The sequence below is a fragment of the Ferdinandcohnia sp. GQ5 genome, assembly GCF_059759275.1.
In genome coordinates, this window is the sequence record NZ_JCAXEW010000046.1 from 1 (window position 1) to 1,330 (window position 1,330).

Consider the following 1,330-nt stretch of genomic DNA (forward strand, 5'->3'; position numbering starts at 1 on the left):
GATTAAGTCCATATAATTGTGTAAAAAGAAAAAGAGTCAAATCAATTCCATTTGGCCACAATGTTATCAGCGACGAAAACATTAGGAGGAATTAATTTTGACTCAACTTCAGTTTACCCTAAATTTGGACAATTTAAAAGATGCTGTTATGAACTCTAATATCGAAGCGGTTACTAAAGCTTCCATAGTCTTAGTACTGAATGAAATAATGGAAAAAGAACGTGATGAACACTTACAAGCAAAAGCTTATGAACGAACAGTTACTCGTCGAGATTACCGAAATGGTTATTATGAACGTGATTTACTATTATCTAACGGACGAATTACTTTGCGTGTTCCTCGTACACGTGAAGGTGACTTTTCTCCATCTATATTTGAAAAGTATGAACGAAGCGACCAAGCTTTTGTTCTTTCTATGTTAGAGATGGTTATTAATGGGGTATCTACTGGAAATGTTACGAAGGTTGTAAAGCAACTCTGTGGAGAAAATGTATCGAAATCCTTTGTGTCATCACTTACAAAGAAACTTGAACCAATCGTTAATCAATGGGCAAATCGACCATTAAACGTCATGTACTATCCGTATATTTTTGCAGATGCCATGTACATAAAGGTTCGTGAACATCACCGTGTTGTTTCAAAAGCAGTTTATATTGCTACTGCTATTAATGAAAAAGATCAAAGAGAAGTTATTGGTCTAAAAGTAGATCATGTAGAAAGTTTTGATGCTTGGCAAAGCTTTTTCAAGGATTTAAAGTCACGCGGGTTACAATCACCTAAGCTAGTTATATCAGATGCTCATGAAGGGTTAAAAAAGGCTATACAACGTGAATTTATTGGAACCTCATGGCAAAGATGTACTGTACATTTCAAGCGTAATATAATAGGTGATCTTCCAAAAAAAGATATGGCACAGGTAATCTTTGATTTAAAAAGAATATTCAGTGCTATGACTAGAGAAGATGCTTGCGCGTTTAAAGAAGATTTTATTAAGAACTATCGAGATAATTCTAAACTAAAAAAAGCAATACAAATCTTAGAAGAAGGCTTCGAAGATGCCATCCAATACCTAAATGAACCATGTTCATACCACACTTATATACACAGTACAAATTCATTGGAGCGGTTGAACCAGGAAGTCCGGCGAAGAGAAAGAGTAATAAGAATTTTCCCTCACACTCAATCTGCCTTTCGCTTAATTGGAGCCATATTAATGGATTATCAAGAAAAGCAAGTTATGAAAAAGCTGCCAATCAAAAAAAGATAGTACGCGAAGCGAGCGAAATTTGTATGGGTAGGAAGGGGGTACCCCCTTCCTACCCATACAAAT

The 1,330-nt window shown here is 35.5% G+C and carries 1 protein-coding gene; it reads left to right on the forward strand.

The genetic code is table 11. The features are described 5' to 3' along the window. Positions 1 to 97: 97 nt before the first annotated feature. Positions 98 to 1,267, forward strand: a complete 1,170-nt coding sequence (locus tag AC6CHV_RS26295; protein WP_341330668.1) for an IS256 family transposase — start codon at positions 98 to 100, stop codon at positions 1,265 to 1,267. Positions 1,268 to 1,330: the final 63 nt, after the last annotated feature.